This is a genomic window from Streptomyces sp. NPDC002795 (assembly GCF_042888725.1).
Classification (GTDB): domain Bacteria; phylum Actinomycetota; class Actinomycetes; order Streptomycetales; family Streptomycetaceae; genus Streptomyces.
Window position 1 is genome coordinate 518727 of the sequence record NZ_JBIAQB010000006.1, and the last position, 16308, is coordinate 535034.

Annotated in this window: 16 protein-coding genes; 7 read left to right on the forward strand and 9 right to left on the reverse strand. The window is 70.7% G+C overall.

Features of this window, described 5'->3' with window-relative positions:
- Positions 1 to 28: 28 nt before the first annotated feature.
- Together ACFYWS_RS21210 and ACFYWS_RS21215 are read right to left on the reverse strand one after the other, a co-directional pair.
- Positions 29 to 1705 (reverse strand): alkaline phosphatase D family protein, encoded by a 1677-nt coding sequence (locus ACFYWS_RS21210; protein WP_389278704.1) that lies wholly within the window; start codon positions 1703 to 1705, stop codon positions 29 to 31.
- A 105-nt stretch (positions 1706 to 1810) separates the two neighbouring features.
- Positions 1811 to 2455: an HNH endonuclease family protein gene (locus ACFYWS_RS21215; RefSeq protein WP_389278864.1), complete on the reverse strand. Its 645-nt coding sequence runs from the start codon at positions 2453 to 2455 to the stop codon at positions 1811 to 1813.
- A 274-nt stretch (positions 2456 to 2729) separates the two neighbouring features.
- Here ACFYWS_RS21215 and ACFYWS_RS21220 point away from each other — a divergent pair, with 274 nt between their 5' ends.
- Both ACFYWS_RS21220 and ACFYWS_RS21225 read left to right on the forward strand, forming a co-directional pair.
- Positions 2730 to 3476, forward strand: coding sequence for a DUF4142 domain-containing protein (locus tag ACFYWS_RS21220; RefSeq protein WP_389278706.1), 747 nt, complete (start codon positions 2730 to 2732; stop codon positions 3474 to 3476).
- Positions 3477 to 3637: 161 nt separating this feature from the next.
- Positions 3638 to 4315, forward strand: coding sequence for an HAD-IA family hydrolase (locus ACFYWS_RS21225; RefSeq protein ID WP_389278709.1), 678 nt, complete (start codon positions 3638 to 3640; stop codon positions 4313 to 4315).
- Positions 4316 to 4364: 49 nt separating this feature from the next.
- On the opposite strand, the gene ACFYWS_RS21230 is transcribed toward ACFYWS_RS21225, so the two are convergent.
- Positions 4365 to 5198 (reverse strand): peptidoglycan-binding protein, encoded by an 834-nt coding sequence (locus tag ACFYWS_RS21230; protein WP_389278713.1) that lies wholly within the window; start codon positions 5196 to 5198, stop codon positions 4365 to 4367.
- Positions 5199 to 5452: 254 nt separating this feature from the next.
- Between ACFYWS_RS21230 and ACFYWS_RS21235 the strand changes: the two genes are divergently transcribed.
- A complete protein-coding gene (locus tag ACFYWS_RS21235; protein ID WP_389278716.1) occupies positions 5453 to 7525 on the forward strand; it encodes a DHA2 family efflux MFS transporter permease subunit in 2073 nt (690 codons plus the stop codon).
- On the opposite strand, the gene ACFYWS_RS21240 is transcribed toward ACFYWS_RS21235, so the two are convergent.
- Positions 7452 to 8006: a GNAT family N-acetyltransferase gene (locus ACFYWS_RS21240; protein ID WP_389278719.1), complete on the reverse strand. Its 555-nt coding sequence runs from the start codon at positions 8004 to 8006 to the stop codon at positions 7452 to 7454. The two genes, ACFYWS_RS21235 and ACFYWS_RS21240, sit on opposite strands and share 74 nt — an antisense overlap.
- A 136-nt stretch (positions 8007 to 8142) precedes the next feature.
- Between ACFYWS_RS21240 and ACFYWS_RS21245 the strand changes: the two genes are divergently transcribed.
- Positions 8143 to 8787 (forward strand): hypothetical protein, encoded by a 645-nt coding sequence (locus tag ACFYWS_RS21245; protein WP_389278722.1) that lies wholly within the window; start codon positions 8143 to 8145, stop codon positions 8785 to 8787.
- Positions 8788 to 8792: 5 nt separating this feature from the next.
- Entirely contained in the window at positions 8793 to 9320 is a 528-nt protein-coding gene (locus ACFYWS_RS21250) for a hypothetical protein (RefSeq protein ID WP_389278725.1), read from the forward strand.
- Between the two features lie 141 nt (positions 9321 to 9461).
- Here ACFYWS_RS21250 and ACFYWS_RS21255 read toward each other — a convergent pair whose 3' ends face one another.
- Complete coding sequence (locus ACFYWS_RS21255; RefSeq protein WP_389278728.1) at positions 9462 to 9779, reverse strand: antibiotic biosynthesis monooxygenase family protein; 318 nt, start codon at positions 9777 to 9779, stop codon at positions 9462 to 9464.
- Between the two features lie 25 nt (positions 9780 to 9804).
- On the reverse strand, positions 9805 to 9978 hold the full coding sequence (locus ACFYWS_RS21260) for a hypothetical protein (RefSeq protein WP_389278875.1): 174 nt from the start codon (positions 9976 to 9978) through the stop codon (positions 9805 to 9807).
- 81 nt (positions 9979 to 10059) lie between these two features.
- Between ACFYWS_RS21260 and ACFYWS_RS21265 the strand changes: the two genes are divergently transcribed.
- Positions 10060 to 10467 carry a hypothetical protein gene (locus ACFYWS_RS21265; RefSeq protein WP_389278731.1) on the forward strand — a complete coding sequence of 136 codons (408 nt, stop codon included), beginning with the start codon at positions 10060 to 10062 and terminating at the stop codon, positions 10465 to 10467.
- On the opposite strand, the gene ACFYWS_RS21270 is transcribed toward ACFYWS_RS21265, so the two are convergent.
- Together ACFYWS_RS21270 and ACFYWS_RS21275 are read right to left on the reverse strand one after the other, a co-directional pair.
- A complete protein-coding gene (locus ACFYWS_RS21270) occupies positions 10452 to 11138 on the reverse strand; it encodes an O-methyltransferase (RefSeq protein ID WP_389278734.1) in 687 nt (228 codons plus the stop codon). The two genes, ACFYWS_RS21265 and ACFYWS_RS21270, sit on opposite strands and share 16 nt — an antisense overlap.
- A gap of 134 nt (positions 11139 to 11272) precedes the next feature.
- On the reverse strand, positions 11273 to 12658 hold the full coding sequence (locus ACFYWS_RS21275; protein ID WP_389278737.1) for an MFS transporter: 1386 nt from the start codon (positions 12656 to 12658) through the stop codon (positions 11273 to 11275).
- 357 nt (positions 12659 to 13015) lie between these two features.
- Here ACFYWS_RS21275 and ACFYWS_RS21280 point away from each other — a divergent pair, with 357 nt between their 5' ends.
- Positions 13016 to 15043, forward strand: coding sequence for a bifunctional glycosyltransferase 87/phosphatase PAP2 family protein (locus ACFYWS_RS21280; RefSeq protein WP_389278740.1), 2028 nt, complete (start codon positions 13016 to 13018; stop codon positions 15041 to 15043).
- Positions 15044 to 15053: 10 nt separating this feature from the next.
- On the opposite strand, the gene ACFYWS_RS21285 is transcribed toward ACFYWS_RS21280, so the two are convergent.
- Positions 15054 to 16295 (reverse strand): cytochrome P450, encoded by a 1242-nt coding sequence (locus tag ACFYWS_RS21285; protein WP_389278743.1) that lies wholly within the window; start codon positions 16293 to 16295, stop codon positions 15054 to 15056.
- Positions 16296 to 16308 lie beyond the last annotated feature (13 nt).

The window sequence follows — 16308 nt, forward strand, 5'->3', positions numbered from 1 at the left end:
CAGGGGCTTGAAATACGGACTTCCGGCCCTACGTCAGGCTTCGCTCGTCCGTGCGGACCAGGCCGCCCCCGCGTTTGTCCGCCTGGTCGAGGGTCAGGTGGGCGGCGCGAGCTCGGAGGGTCAGTGTCATCAGTTGGTTGCCGAACCAGGGGCCGCCCGTTCGGCGCCAGGCGATGTGGGGTGTGCCCGCGCGGGCGTGGCGGGCGAAGCGGCGGCCGAGGGCCCGGCCGAAGCGGCTCCAGCCGAAGCGGAAGCCGACGCGTATGGAGGCCGGCACCGAGTTGTGGACCGGGGAGCAGGTGAGCTGGAGGACGCGGGCGCTCGGTGCCTCGGCGCCCGCCGGCCAGGTCGGCTCGGCGACGTACGCGTGGTGGACGTCGCCGGAGAGGACCGAGATGGTCGCGGGCGCGGCGTCGCCCGAGCCCGCCTCCGCGATCAGGTCCGCGAGCGCCGCGAACGACTTCGGGAACGCCGCCCAGTGCTCCAGGTCCGCCCTGCGCCGCAGATCCTCCCCGAACCGCGCCCAGCGTGGCCCCCGCTCGCCCCGGCACAGCGCCGCGTTCCACCCCTCGGCGTCGTGGATGAGGTGCGGGAGCAGCCAGGGCAGGGAGGTGCCGATGAGGAGGTGGTCGTACGTGCCGTGGTCCGCGAGGGCCTGTTCGCGCAGCCACTTCGCCTCGCCGGGGGAGAGCATCGCCCGCTGCTGCTCGTCGAGGACGCGGGCCGCCCGTGTGTCCACCATCAGCAGCCGTACGCGGCCGAAGTCGCGGCGGTAGCTCCAGCGGACCGACGCGGGGTCCGCGTCGGCGCGGGCGGCGAACTCCCGCAGCGCGTCCGTGCCGTCGGGCGTCGCGCGCACGGCCGCGTAGACCGGATCCGTGGCGAGGGCGGCGGGCGAGAGGTTGCCTATGTGCTGGTGCACCCAGTACGACATCAGGCCGCTCAGCAGTCGCTCGTGCCACCACGGCACCTCGCGCATGTCCGCGAGCCAGGCGGCGCTGGTGTTCCAATCGTCTATCAGGTCGTGGTCGTCGAAGATCATCGCGCTCGGGACCGTCGACAGCAGCCAGCGGACCTCCGGGTCGAGCCACGACTCGTAGTAGAGGTGCGTGTACTCCTGGTAGTCCGCGACCTCCGTGCCGGGCGGGTCCGAGAGGTCGCGGCGGCGGGCCAGCCACGCCTGCGTCGCCGGTGACGTCTCGTCCGCGTAGACCTGGTCACCGAGGAGTACGAGGACGTCGGGGCGCTCGCCGTCCGGGTCCGCGGCGATGCGGGCGGCCAGGGTGTCGAGGGCGTCGGGCCCGACCGGGTCGTGCTCTTCCCCAAGCTCTCGAACATGCTCGAGCAGGGGAGACCCCATTGCGGGCGGTGCCGCCCAGCGGCAGGAGCCGAAGGTGACGCGGATCGGGGTGTCCGCCGCGTACGCCGGGGTGCGGATGGTGCTCGCCGGGTACGGCGAGTCCGGCAGCGGCCAGACGCCGCCGCCGTCGAGGATCACCTCGTACGTGGTCTCCGTGCCGGGAGTGAGCCCGGTGACGGGGATCAGCGCGTAGTGGTGCCCGTCGACCTGGAACGTGGGCGCGCCGCCCGACGCGCCGTCCGCGCAGCGCACCTCGGCGACGCAGGGTCGGCTCGCCTCGACCCACACCGTCGCCGTCTCCTCGTCCACGTACCGCAGTAGTGGTCCAAGGCGCAGCCTCGCCACGTGATCGCCTCCGCTCGTTCCTCCGACGCTCCGGCCCCGTACGGTACGGAACGTCGGAGGTGGGCGGGACGGTTCCGGCAAGGCCGGAACGTCTGGGCGAAGGTCTCAGCAGCCGCTGAGCCCCGACTGGATCGCCGACTTCTCCGCCGGGTCGACGCTGAGCTTGTAGTGATGCTTCACCTGGACCCACATCCGCAGATACGTGCAGGCGTACTCGGTGCGCGAGGGCATCCACTCGGCGGGGTCCTGGTCGCCCTTGGACTGGTTGACGTTGTCGGTGACCGCGATGAGCTGCGGGCGTGTGAGGTCGTTGGCGAAGCCCTGGCGCTCGTCGTTGGTCCAGGAGCTCGCGCCCGACTTCCACGACTCGGACAGCGGGACGATGTGGTCGATGTCGACGTCGGAGGACGCCGTCCACGTCTCGCCGTCGTACTCCGAGTACCAACTCCCCGACGTCGCCGCGCAGTCGGATCCCGTCTCGACGTTCTTGCCGTCGCGCTTGAGGACTTCCTCGCGGGTGTTGCACGCGCCGGACTGGGTGATCCAGTGCGGGAATTTCTCGCGGCTGTAGCCGTCGGAGGAACCTTCCGCCTTCTCCGTCAGCTCGCCGAGGTACGTACGGGCGGTGGCGCCGCTGATGGGGGTGGGCGGCGCGGCCTGGGCGGACGGGGTGGCGAGCAGCAGGGTGAGGGCGGTGACGCCGGTGGCGGCCGCGGCGAACGAGGATCGACGCGCGTAGAGCGGGCGTATGCGGCGCGAGGCCGGGGTGGGGCGCATGTGAACTCCCTTGGTGTGGGGTGGAGTTACGCAGGACCTGCCGCACTGCGTGCTGTGGGGCGCCAGGTGTGGCAGGGTCGCGTCAATATGGTGGCGGGCCTGGGGTTCGATCACAAGTAGGCCGGGCGAAACGGGAGTTGGCGGGGGCCGGGCGCGAAAAAGAACGAGGGGATTTTCGCCGGGCGCTGATCGGTCCGGGGTTCGTGTCCGTACTCTCCGGTGTCCCTCGTACGCGACTGGAGGCACCATGCGGCTCTCGCGCTCCACGGCCGGAAACTTCTTCGTGATCGGCGCGTTGATCGTGACCGTCTCGGCCCTGGCCTATCCGGCCATGCTCGGTGTGCAGAACACGACCACGACGCAGGCGCGCGTCGTCGGCAGCACCCGCTGGGGCCCGCTCACCGAGGCCGACCGCGACTTCGTGGTCAAGGTCAGATCGGCGGGGCTGTGGGAATTCCCCCTGGGCCAGGAGGTATTGAAGCGGGGGACGACGCCGGAGATGAAGACGGCCGGGGAGCACCTCGTCGTCGGGCACGCGCTGCTCGACGCCAGTTGCCGTCAGATATCCCAGGACCTGGGCATCACCCTGCCCAACCAACCCACGGCGCAGCAGCAGCAGTTCGTGGCGACCGTGCAGTCCAAGCGCGGCAAGGAGTTCGACTCCACGGCGTCGAACATCATGCGCGTGACGCACGGGCAGATCTTCCCGGCCGTCAGCAATATCCGGGCGACCACGCAGAACGCCGAGATACGGCGGCTGGCGAACGAGGCCAACGACGTCGTGCGTGACCATATGGAGGTGCTGGAGAAGACCGGCCTCGTCAACATGGACCAGGCCCTCGCCGAGCAGACCGGGCCGCCGAGGGTCCCGAAGTCGCAGATGACCCCGCCGGTGCCGCAGCCCGGGGCGCCGCAGGTCGCGCTGGTCGCGCCGCCGGGGCTGCCGAATCCGTACACGAAGACGTTCCCGTCCTCGCCGCCGACGACGCGCTGAGCGCTGAGCGCAGGGGGCGATTGGCGATCTTCGGGTGAGTTTTTGTATCGTGGGGAAACAAAGTGGCGCCCGCCCGTTCAACCCTGACCAGCGGGCGGGGCCGCCTTGTTTCTTTTCTGCCTCCGCAGCTCTCGCAGCCCTCCGCAGTCTGGAGCCCGCCGATGTCGGCCACGCCCACTGTTCCCACTGTCCTGAAGGCGCGCGCACTCCTTCTCGACATGGACGGCACCCTCGTCAACTCCGACGCCGTCGTCGAGCGGATCTGGCGCCGCTGGGCAGCGGCCCACGGATTCGACGCCGAGGCCGTCCTCGCCGTCGCGCACGGCCGCCAGGCCCACGCCACGCTGGCCGAGCTGCTCCCCGAGCGGCCGATGGCGGAGAACTACGCCGACAACGCGCGCATGCTCGCCGAGGAGACCGCCGACGTGGAGGGCGTCGTCGCCGTGCCGGGTGCTCCGCGGTTCCTGGAGTCGCTGGTGGCGGGTGGCGTCTCGCACGCCCTCGTGACCTCGGCGGATCTCGCGCTCTCGACGGCGCGGATGGGCGCGGCGGGCCTCGCGTACCCGGCGGTGCGGGTGACCGCGGAGAACGTGGGGGCCAGCAAGCCCGATCCCGAGGGGTTCCTGAAGGGCGCGGCCGAGCTGGGTGTCGACCCGGCGGACTGTGTCGTCTTCGAGGACTCGGGGGCGGGTATCTCGGCGGGGCGCTCCGCGGGGATGCGGGTGGTGGGGGTCGGGCCTCGCGCGGTCGCGCACGGGGCGACCGTCTGTGTGCCGGATCTTTCGGGCGTACGGGTTGAGGTTTTGGCTGGTGGGGGAGTTGCGCTGCACCTGGGGTGACGTTGACGCCCTGGGCCGCAAATAGACACAGCCCCGCGCCCCCTTCTGCCTACCCGTGCCTCGGTCCCCGTTGTCCACCCGTCTCCCGTTCCAAAGCCGTGCGAGTCGGTGGGCCGTACTCGCCCCGCTCGTCGTCCTTGATGCCGCGTGAGAACTGGTAGGTGCCGAGAGCGGTCTCCGTGGGGCTGTCGAAGTCGCCGGAGATGTCGCCCACGTAGAGGTTCAACTGCTTGAGGCGCCACTGGAGTTCGGCTACCTCGTGGCCGCTGTCGCCCCTGCGCAGCGTCGTCGTGTCCGTCCGCGACGACGGTGTGGAGCGGGAGGCCGAAGGGGAGGGGCTCCGGTCGCGCTCTTTTCGTCCCGTGTCGGGCTTCTCGCGGGTCGGTGTGGGTGACGCCGACACCGTCCGTGAGTACGTCGGTGTGGGTGAGGCGGACGGGGAGTGCGTCGCCGACGGGGACGCGGAGCGTGTGGTGGGGGGCGCGGAGCGGGACGGGGCGAGCGTCATCGCCGTCGCCGTCGCGGCCGTGTTGTCGGAGGCCGAGGCCCCGTCCTCGCCGGGCGACGTGATCAGCACGGTCACGAGGGTCGCCACGCTGAGCACGCCGGTGACCGCGGAGAGCAGCAGCATCCGGCCGTGCTTGGCCGGCTCGTCCGGATCCGGCCGGTCGTCGGCGTCGTCGTCCGCGGCGTGCGGAGGCGGCGGCGGATACGCGTACGGGTCGGCGGCCCGCGGCGGGGCCGGCTGCGAGGGCTCCGCGAGCGAGACGTAGGGGCGGACACGGAGCGGAGCGAAGGCTTCCGGCTCGCAGGCGCAGGGCGGTGCGCCGTCGGGACCTTCCCCGGCCCCGCACTCCGGACACGTACGACGTTCCTCGCTCACCGCTGCGAACCCCCCTCCGCGCGCCCCGGCCCCCCGCCAGGTCGCTGAAGCGCATTATGCAGACCCGTGGGCCCCGGCCGCAGCGCAGGTCCCATAAACGCTTGTCAGCACCCATGTGCACGCTGTGAGCGTACGCAGCCGCGAAAAACTACGAGCGCCTCAGGACTCAACAGGCCAAACCTGGTCACACCTACCAGGATGGGAAGTACCAAGCACCCGGCCGTGTCCGTGCCGGGCCGGCTTCGGAGGTGGCCATGAGCAGCCAGGACATCGACACCGTGGGGCCGGGAGACAGTGGTCGCGGAGCGCCCGCCGTGCCCAAGGAGAACGCCAAGACCAGCGGCGTCCTCGTGTCGATCGGCGCGCTGCTGCTCGGGATGCTGCTGGCCTCTCTCGACCAGACGATCGTCTCGACGGCCCTGCCGACCATCGTCAGCGACCTGGGCGGCCTGGAGCATCTGTCCTGGGTCGTCACCGCGTACATGCTCGCCGCGACGGCGGCGACCCCGCTGTGGGGAAAACTCGGTGACCAGTACGGGCGCAAGAAGCTCTTCCAACTCGCCATCCTGATCTTCCTGGTGGGATCGGCGCTCTGCGGACTCTCGCAGAACATGGGCCAGTTGATCGGCTTCCGCGCCTTGCAGGGACTCGGTGGCGGCGGCCTGATGGTGCTGTCCATGGCGATCGTCGGCGACATCGTCTCGCCGCGTGAACGCGGCAAGTACCAGGGCCTGTTCGGCGCCGTCTTCGGCGCGACCAGCGTGCTGGGACCGCTGCTCGGCGGACTGTTCACCGAGCACCTGAGCTGGCGCTGGGTCTTCTACATCAACCTGCCGATCGGCGTCGTCGCGCTCCTCGTGATCGCCGCGGCCCTGCACATCCCGGTCCGCTCCACCAAGCACCGCATCGACTACCTCGGCACGTTCCTCATCGCCTCCGTCGCCACCTGCCTCGTCCTGGTCGCCTCGCTCGGCGGCACCACGTGGGCCTGGGGCTCGCCGCAGATCATCGGCCTCGCGATCCTCGGCGTCGTCCTCGCGGTGGTCTTCGTGTTCGTCGAGTTCAGGGCGCGGGAGCCGGTCCTGCCGATGCACCTGTTCCGGGTCAGGACCTTCACCCTGTCGGCGGTCATCAGCTTCGTCATCGGCTTCGCGATGTTCGGCGCGATGACGTACCTGCCGACGTTCCTCCAGGTCGTGCAGGGTGTCACGCCGACCATGTCGGGCGTGCACATGCTCCCGATGGTCTTCGGCCTTCTGTTGTCGACCACGCTGTCCGGGCAGGTCGTCAGCCGCACCGGGCGCTGGAAGGTGTTCCCGGTCGCCGGCACGGCCATCACCGTGATCGGGCTGCTGCTCCTGCACAACATGGACGAGCACACGGCCACGGGCATCATGAGCCTGTACTTCTTCGTCTTCGGCGCGGGCCTCGGCCTCGTCATGCAGGTCCTGGTCCTGATCGTGCAGAACGCCGTCCCGTACGAGGATCTCGGCGTGGCCACATCGGGTGCCACGTTCTTCCGCTCCATCGGCGCCTCGTTCGGCGTGGCGATCTTCGGCACGATCTTCGCGAACCACCTCGGCAGCAGGCTCGGCGACGCCCTCTCCGGCCGACAGCTGCCGCCGGGCGTCACCCCGGACTCGCTCGGCTCCGACCCGCGCGCCATCGCCACCCTCCCACCGGACCTACAGGCAACGGCCATCCACGCCTACTCCACGTCCATCACCGACGTCTTCCTGTACGCGGTCCCGGTCACCCTGCTCGCCTTCGCGCTCGCGCTGCTGCTGCACGAGGACCCGCTGCGCGGCTCGGTCACCGCGCCCGACGTCACCGAGACGCTCGCCAGCAACCCCGTCCAGCGCTCCTCGTACGACGAGGCGGTACGCGCCCTGTCCACGCTCGGCAGCCGCGAGGGGCGCCGCGAGGTGTACGAGAAGATCACCGCCAAGGCCGGCTACGACCTGCTGCCCGCGGCGAGCTGGCTGATCCTGCGCACCCATCGCAACGGGTGGGCCGAGCCGGGCGTGCTCGCCGAGTACACGGCGATCCCGCTGTCGGTGATCCTCGACGCGGCCCGGCAGGTCGAGGAACGTCACCTCGCCGTGCGCGAGGGCCCCGACCTGATCCTCACCGACGAGGGCCGCGCGGTCGCCGAACGCCTCGCGCGGGCCCGCGAGGAATCCCTCGCGGAACTGCTCGGCGACTGGTGGGGCCCGGACCGCCCCCGCGACCTCGTGAAACTGGTCTCCGACCTCAACGCGGAGATGTGCGGCTCGGACGAGGAGCGTCCGCACGCGAGGGCGGGCACGGCGCCAGCGGCTTCCTGAACCAGTGCTCGGCGTAGATGTCGTCGTTGTGCGCGGCCGTCTCCTCGTAGCCGAGCCGCGCGTAGAGCGCTCGCGCCTCCACCAGGTCGCTGCGGGTGTCGAGGCGGATCGCGGCGGCGCCGAGCGCGCGGGCCACGTCCTCGGCGGCGGCCACCAGGAGCGCCGCGCCGCCCTTGCCGCGCAGGTCCTCGCGTACGTAGACCCGCGTCAGCTCGGCCGTGACCGCGTCCACAAGGCGTACGCCCGCCGTCCCCGCGGGCTCGCCCGCGTACCGGGCGAGCAGCAACTGGCCGTGAGGAGGCGCCAGTTCACTGCCGGACTCGGTGGCGAGCCCGTGTTGGAGCTCGACGGGGTCCGTCGTGTGCCCCTTGTGCAGCAGATACCAGCGGTCGCTCACCTCCGTGTAGTACGCGCGCCAGAGCGCGGCCGCGGCGGGGGAGTCGTACGGCTCGGGAGCGACGGTCCATGGCGTGGTGTTCATGGGACATGGTGAGGCCGGTGGGGAGGGCGGACGCAACCGGGATTCACCGGGATCCCCCGTGGCCGGTACCGATCTGTTTCAGCGCGCCAGCGGGGGCAACCCGGCGTGGAACAGCCACAGTTGAGGGAAGGCAGTCATGTCCACAGGCTTGATCATCGCTCTGGTCGTGGTGGGGGTCGTGATCGTGGTCGCGGCCGGGTTCTTCGCCGCGCGGACCGCGCCCCGTGGCGGGCGCGGGCTGCGGCGCAGGTTCGGGCCCGAGTACGAACGGTCCGTACAGCGGCACGACGGAGACACCAGGGCCGCGGAACGGGAGCTGGCCGAACGCGTGCGGCAGCACGGTGCGCTGCGCGAGCAGCCGCTGGACCCCGCCGCCCGCGAGCGCTATCTGATGCGCTGGGCCGACGCCCAGGAACGCTTCGTCGAGTCCCCGGACGTCGCCGTCGCCGAGGCGGATCTGCTCCTCGCCGACCTGGCGCACGAACGCGGCTTCCCGGACGGCGGCCGCTACGACGAGCAACTCGACGCGCTCTCCGTCCACCACGGCCCGCACGTGCACGGATACCGGCGCGTGCACCGCGCGGCGCACGCCCGCGCGGGCGCGGGCGGGGCCGGTACGGAGGAGCTGCGCGAGGCCATGGTCGAGGCGCGGCCCCTCTTCGACGAACTCGTCGGCCCGGACCGCACGACGGCCCGCGCCCGCATCCCGGACGGCCCCGCCCACCACCACCGAAACAAGCGGCACGGCGTCTTCAAGGGGCGTCTGGCGAAGGGGAGTTGAGAGGCATGGCACACATCGAGCGGGCTCAGGCGGACGGCGTCGACAAGGGGATCGCGGTGGATCCTACGGTGGGGCGTGGGGATCGCGGGGTGGATCGCGAGGCGGGCTACCCGGCGGATCGCGAGGCGGGGCGCGGGATGGGCCGTGAGGCGGACCCCATGGTGGGGCGTGAGGTGGCGCCTGGGGCGGGCCGTGAGGCGGGCTACCCGGTGGACCGCGTGGCGGACCATGACGTCGGGCCCGAGCGCGGCACACGCGCCGGACGGCACTCCGGCCTCGTCCCGGCGGGCGAACACGATGCCCTCGAAGGGCGACTGCGGCACGCACTCACCGGCTTCGTCGACGAGCCGCGCGCCGCCGTGGAGGAGGCCGACCACGTCCTGGAGGACCTGACGGCCCGCCTCACCGAAACCCTCGCGAGCCACCGCCACACACTGCGCACGTCTTGGGAGGACTCGCCGGAGGACACGGAACGGCTCCGCCAGGCACTCCGGGATTACCGGGAGACGGCGGAGCGGTTGCTGAGGCTCTGAGCCCTGGCGCCCCCGAGGCCGACCGGTCGCCCCGTACCCCGGGGCGACCGGTCGGCGTCGCGTTGGGGGCCGGTCTCGCCCCGGTGCCGCGCCCCCCCCCCCCCCCGAAACGCCAGGTCAAGGGCCGGGACGCCGACCGTGCTACGCGGTCTTCGGGGCCGCCTGCTGCACGACCTCGAAGGACCACACCGAGGAGCTGCTGGAGGCCGGCTTGGGCCTGTCGCCGCCGCCCTGGTGGGCCGCCTTCATCGGGCCCTCCATCCAGGCCTGGAACGACTCCTCGTCACGCCACCGCGTGTACACCAGGTAGTCGTCAGTTCCTTCGATGGGACGGAGAAGCTCGAACCATTCGAAGCCGTCGGAGTTCTCGACGGCGCCGGCGCGCGATGCGAAGCGCTTCTCCAGCGTTTCCCGCTGTTCGGCGGGAACGTTCAGCACATTGATCTTTACGATGCTCATGCGCCCATCGTGCCTCAGCGACCTCTCAGGCCGACTCGCGCCCCGGCCGCGACTCCCGTGCCTTCCGCCACTCCCGCCACTCCCGCCACTCCCGCCACTCCCGCCACTCCCGCCACTCCCGCACGATCTCCTCGATCTCGTCCGAGGTGTACGGCTTCAGGCCGAGCGGTGGGCCGGGCGGCGGCTTGAACCGAGGCAAGTGCCCCAGAGCGGATCGGGGCGCCCTAGGCTGCGAGCGACAACGGGCGAGCGAGGCCCGACGGTGGTGAGGGGGAGCGCTGTGCTCGAACTGACCATGGCCACCATGGCCGGTGGCGACGCGGGGGCGACGGCCGCGATGGCCATGGCCGAGGCCCGGAGTGAGCCGGGAGCCGTACTGCGGGTCGGCCGCGACGCGAGCGTGTGCCGGCTCGTGACCCCGGAGGACTGGCTGTTCGTGTCGCGGGTGCATCTGGAGTTCCGGTGCGGGCCGGAGGGCGAGTGGATCGTCTTCTGGTTGCGTGGCTCGCAGGACGATCCCGCCTCCGAGGTGCGGGTGCGGTTCGGGCCGCCGGGGCAGGGGCCTGGACAACCCGTCGCGTACGGAGGGGTGGTGACGCTGCCGCGCGGCTCCTCCGGTGAGGTGCTCGTGGTGGACCGGGGCGGGCCGCGCAGCGTGAACGTCGGCTTCTGTCACGAACTCACGTAGGCCAGCGCGAAGCCGTCGTGTCCCTTCGAGCCGACCGTCTGGATCGCCGTCGCGTCCAACCTCGGGTGGTCCGCGAGGAGTTGAAGGGCGGCGCGGGTGCCGACGACGTCGTCTTCCGTGGAGTCGGGGTTCGTCACGCGGCCGCCGCGCACCACGTTGTCGACGACGATCACGCTGCCCGGGTGCGTCATGCGCAGCGCCCACTCCAGGTAGTGCGGGTTGTTGACCTTGTCCGCGTCGATGAAGACGAGGTCGAAGTCCCGGCCCTCGGAGGCGAGACCGGGCAGCGAGTCGAGCGCCGCGCCCACCCGGACCTCGACCACCTTGTCCAGGCCCGCGCGGGCGATGTTGGCGCGGGCCACGTCGGCGTGCCGGGCGCTGTACTCCAGGGTGATCAGAGTCCCGTCGGCGGGGAGTGCGCGGGCCAGCCAGATGGTGCTGTAGCCGCCGAGCGTGCCGATCTCCAGGATCCGGCGGGCGCCCTGGATTCGGGCGATCAGGTTCAGGAGTTTGCCGTTGGTGGCCGAGACGTTGATGCCGGGCAGGCCCGCCGCTTCGCTGTCGGCGAGGGCCGCGGCCAGGGCTTCGTCGGCGGGGGCGAGGAGGTCTGCGAGGTAGGCGTCGACGGCGGTCGCGGACTCGGGCCGGTCGGCGTGCGAGTGAGTCGTCATGGCCGTCAGCGTAGGCACGGGGAGCGCGAAAGCGGGCGGGTCCGAAGCGATGTTCAGCGCTTCGGACCCGCCCGCTTGAAGGACTTTGAAAGACCTTGAAGGACCTTGAAAGACCTTGAAGGACTACGTGTGCGTCACAGAGCCGGAGGCGAACCCGGCAGCGGCTTGCCCGCGGACTCCTTCATGCGCCACACCGCGATACCGCCGATGACGGCCGCGGCCATCATGTAGTACGCCGGGATCATCAGGTTGCCCGTGGCCGCGATGAGGGAGGCCACGACCAGCGGCGTCGTACCACCGAAGATCGAGACGGACAGGTTGAAGCTGACGGCCAGGGAGCCGTAGCGGACCTTCGTGTCGAAGAGCGCGGGCAGCGTCGAGGGCATCGACGAGGTGAAGGAGACGAGCAGCAGGCCGAGCGCCGCCAGGCCGAACGCGATCGCCCACGTGGAGCCCTGCTGGATCAGCAGCAGCGCCGGGACGGACAGCGCGAGGAAGCCGACGCAGCCGACGCCGATCACCCAGCGGTGACCGAAACGGTCGTTGGCGAGACCCATCGGGAGCTGCACGCACATCATCAGCAGCATCACACCGATGAGGATCAGCGTGCCGTGCGTGGCGTCGTAGTGCAGCTCCTCGCTGAGGAACGTCGGCATGTAGGAGAGCAGCATGTAGTCGGTCACGTTGAAGACCAGGACCAGCGCGATGCACAGGAACATCGGCTGCGCGTTGCCGACGAACATCTCCTTCAGCTTCGGCTTCGGGAAGGACTTCTCCTTCGCCTCGGCCTCGTCCGCCAGCTTCTTGAACGCCGGGGTCTCCTCCAGCTTCATCCGGACGTAGAGACCGACCAGGCCGAGCGGGCCCGCGATCAGGAACGGGAGGCGCCAGCCCCAGCTGTAGAGGTCGTCGGTGGCCATCGTCGTCGTGAGCACCGTCGCGAGGGCGGCACCGGCGACGTAACCGGCGTTCGTGCCGAGCTCCAGGAACGAGCCGAAGAAGCCGCGGCGCTTGTCGGGCGCGTACTCGGCGATGAACGTGCAGGCGCCGCCGTACTCACCACCGGCCGAGAAGCCCTGCACCATGCGCGCCACGATGAGGAGCACCGGAGCCCAGATGCCGATGGCGTCGTGCGACGGGATCAGGCCGATCGCGAAGGTGCCCGCCGACATCATGATCATGGTGATGGCGAGGACGCGCTGACGGCCGATGCGGTCGCCGAGCGGGCCGAAGAAGGCGCCGCCGATGGGGCGCACGAGGAAGGCGGCGGCGAAGGTGCCGAGCGTGGACAGGACCTGTGCGGTGCTGGACGCCGAAGGGAAGAAGACGTGCCCGAGCGTCGCGGTCAGGTAGCCGTAGACGCCGAAGTCGAACCACTCCATCGCGTTGCCGAGGGCTGCCGCCTTGACCGCGCGCTTGACCAGCGCGGGATCGGTGGTGGTGGGCTCGGATGAGGTGCGGTCCTTCGCGGGGGCGGAGGACCGGCCGGTACCGGGGGCGATGGAAGTGGCGCTGGACACGGGTCCTTCGCCTTCCTTTCGTGGGGGACAAGAGCAACGGCCGTTCACGCGGAACGGCCGACTCATCGACCATAGGGGCGCCCGCACCCACAACGGGTAGTGTGCAGTCAACTCCCGTGCGTGAGGAAACCCCCTCCGACCAGGGGGAACGTCAAAGTCTTCGCACGGTGCTGATGCAAATTCTTGTGATCTATGTCGCGGAACCGCACGTGTGAAGGCCTGGACAAAGTGGCCGAAGACACTGCCTACCCGTCAAATTCCGGTGGACAGGCAGGTGAAGGAGCAGTTGCCTGCGTCTTACCGGTTGTGCGGTGAATGTCGTTGAACCGGCCGAGTTGAGCGGGAGGTCCGAAAGGCGTGGCGAACGCGGAGCATGGAGGGGCGGCACCGGGATCCACGGATCCGGTGACGGGGCGGCTCGGCGTGCTGCGCGCCGGCCTGTGGCTGATCGCGGCCGTGCTCGGTGCGCGTCAACTCGTGGCGGTGCTGAGCGCTCCTCCGGGTGAGCGACTCACCGATCTGGAGACCTGGATCGGCCCCGACGGGGTGCTGCATGTCAGCGGCTCGTTGTACGACGCGCCCGACCGGTTCACCGGCCCGCCGTTCGCGGGGCTCGTCCTCAAGCCGCTCGCGCGCGCGGCCGAGCAAGCGCTGGGCTGGGGCTGGACGTTCGGCTCGCTGGCCCTCGTCGTCGCGCTCGGCGTGGTCGCCGCGCGCGCCCTGCCGCCGCCCGTGTCCCGGCGTACGGCGCAGTTCGCGGCGCCGGTCGCGATCAGCCTGCTGATGCTGTCGCTGCCGGTTCGCAACGCGTTCACGCTCGGCCAGACCAGCATCCTCCCGGTCCTGCTCGTGCTGCTCGGCTGCTTCGCGGTGCGCGGGCAGGTGGCGTCCGGCGTGCTGATCGGCGTCGCCGCCGCGCTCCAGCCGACCGTGCTGCTGTTCGCTCCGCTTCTCTGGTTCACCGGACGCAGACGGGCGGCCGCCGCCACGGGGGGCGCCTTCGCCGCGGGCACCGGCGTCGCCTGGCTCGCGATGCCGCAGGACTCGTGGACGTACTGGGTGCATCATGTGGCGGGCGCCGGCCTTGCCGCCGATCCGGCCGCGACCGCCAACCAGTCACTGCACGGCATGCTGCTGCGCCTGGGCCTCGAAGGGCCGCAGGAGATCGCCCTCTTCCTGGCTCTCGGCGCCGCCGTCACCGTCCTCGGCCTGCGCCGCTCCATCGCGTACGCGCGCGACGGGCAGCTGCTGCTCGCCGTCGCGGTCACCGGCTGTGTCGCGGCCGCCGTGTCCCCGACGACCTGGCAGCACCAGCTCCTGTGGGTGCTGCTCGCGGTCGTCGGCCGGGTGGGCGCCAAGACCGCCGACCGGGCGGTGTGGCCGGTCGCCGTCGTCCTGGTGATGACGCTTCCGGCCTCCGCGATACTGCCGAAGCTGCCGGTGCTCGCGCCGCTGCGGGACAACCTCGTCCTGGTCGCCGTGCTCGCCGCGGCCTGCGCCGTCCCCTTCCTCCGGCGCACCGACCCGGCCTTCGGCGCCGTGCGGCCCACCCTCTATACGGAGCCGGCTCCCGCACGCTGGGCGTGGGTGCCGCTGCTGCCGGTGTGGCGGCGCGCGCTCGCCCGCCCCAACCTGCTGCTCGAACTGCTCCTGATCCGCGTCGGATACTCGGCGTATCAGCAGGTCAGGATCGTCGCGGCGGGTGGCAGGGAGCGTGCGGAGGAGCACGGGGCGCAGGTGCACGCGATGGAGCGGTTCCTGCGCATCGACATCGAGCACTGGGCGAACCATGCGGTCGTTTCGGTCGGATGGCTGCGCGATTTCTTCGACTTTTACTACACGTCCTTTCACTTTGTGGTGCCGCTGACCGTCCTCGCGGTCCTCTACGTGCGCCGTCCCGCGGACTACCGCTGGGCGCGCGCCTCCCTCGGCTTCGCGACGGTCCTGGCCCTCGTCGGCTTCTGGCTGTACCCGCTCGCGCCGCCGCGCCTGATGCCGACGCTGGGCTTCATCGACACGGTCCACGGCGTGCAGGACTTCTCCCAGCCGGACTACGGGACGCTCACCGCGGTCACCAACCAGTACGCGGCGATGCCCTCGCTGCACTTCGGCTGGTCCCTGTGGTGCGGCCTCGTCATCGTGGCCCTCGCCCCGAAGTGGTGGATGAAGGCGCTCGGCCTCCTCCACCCCTTGTTCACGGTGGCCGCGATCGTGGCGACGGGGAACCATTGGGTGCTTGATGCGGTGGGGGGTGCGGTGGTCGTGGGTGCCGGGTTTGGCCTTACGTATGTGTTGTCGGGGCCGCGGGCCTCTTTGGCTGCGCCGGTGTTGCGGTCGCGGGGCGCTGCCCCGGACCCCGCTGCTCAATCGCCGCAGGGGCTCTGATCGGGGCTCCTCAGACGCCCACCTGGAGCTCCTTCACTCCGTTCAGCCACGCCGCCCGTAGGCGGCGGGGGTCACCCGCGAGACGGAGATCCGGTACCGCGTCGGCCAGTGCGTTGAAGATCAGGTCGATCTCCAGGATCGCCAGGGACTTGCCGAGGCAGAAGTGCGGGCCGCCGCCGCCGAAGCCGAGGTGCGGATTGGGGTCGCGGGTGATGTCGAAGGTGTCGGGGTCCTCGAAGGCCTCCGGGTCGTGGTTGGCGGAGGAGTAGAAGAGGCCGACCCGGTCGCCCGCCTTGATCTTCTGGCCGCCGAGTTCGGTGTCCTGCGTGGCGGTCCGCTGGAAGGAGACGACCGGGGTCGCCCAGCGCACGATCTCCTCGGCCGCGGTGCTCGGGCGCTCCCGCTTGTAGAGCTCCCACTGGTCGGGGTGGGTGAGGAAGGCGTGCATGCCGTGGGTGATGGCGTTGCGGGTCGTCTCGTTGCCGGCGACGGCGAGCAGGATCACGAAGAAGCCGAACTCGTCGGAGGACAGGTTGCCCTCGTCCTCGGCCGCGACCAGCTGGCTCACGATGTCCTTGGCCGGGCACTTCTTGCGGTCGGCCGCGAGGTTCATCGCGTAGCCGACGATCTCCATGGCGGCCTCGGCGCCGATCTCCTCGGTGATCGCGTACTCCGGGTCGTCGTACGCGACCATCTTGTTGGACCAGTCGAAGACCTTGGAGCGGTCCTTCTGTTCGATGCCGATGAGTTCGGCGATGGCCTGCAGCGGCAGTTCGACGGCGACGTTCGTGACGAAGTCGAACGATCCGTCGGGGCCCGCCTGTTGGACCGCCGTGGCGACGATGTCGCGGGCGCGGTTGCGGAGCTTCTCCTCCAGGGACCGGATGGCGCGCGGAGTGAACCCGCGCTGCACTATCTGGCGCACCCGGGTGTGCTCGGGCGGGTCCATGTTGAGCATGATCATCTTCTGTACGTCGATCTGGTCGCGCTCGATCGAGGAGTTGAAGCGGATCACGGCGGTGTTGATGTTGGACGAGTAGATCTCCGGGTGAGTGGAGACGTATTTGACGTCCGCGTGGCGGGTCACGGCCCAGTAGCCGGAGTCGTCGAAGCCGGAGATGCCGGTCTCCTGCTGGATCCAGCGGACCGGTTCGGCCTGTCGGAGCTGGGCGAACTCCGGGTATGGCACGCGGTGTTGGAGGAGATCGGGGTCGGTGAAGTCGAACCCGTCGGGCAGCGCGGGGCACGGCATGGAGTCACTCCCG